Here is a 237-nt window from a genome sequence, read left to right on the forward strand (position 1 = left end):
TCTATTTTTATTTGTTCTTCCAATATGTTCAAAATGAGACATCTGTTACTACAGAAAAAAAAAAAAGAATTAAGTTAATATAAATCAATTTATATGATTCAAGATCATCTGTACTTATTATATGAAGCTAAACAAAAAGACACCCAATAAGTATCAAAAATTTTCCTTCGTCTGTTTGAACTCTTACAGAAAAACGGTCGAAAATCCCTTGGATATGAGAAAAAGACAGTCTTTGAT

General features: G+C 27.0%; 1 pseudogene. It reads left to right on the forward strand.

The window, feature by feature from the left end:
* Window positions 1-237 (forward strand): annotated as a pseudogene (locus JDS98_RS29875) (IS4 family transposase); the annotation flags it as partial.

This window comes from Bacillus cereus group sp. N11 (assembly GCF_016483605.1).
In the GTDB taxonomy this organism is placed as follows: Bacteria; Bacillota; Bacilli; order Bacillales; family Bacillaceae_G; genus Bacillus_A; species Bacillus_A toyonensis.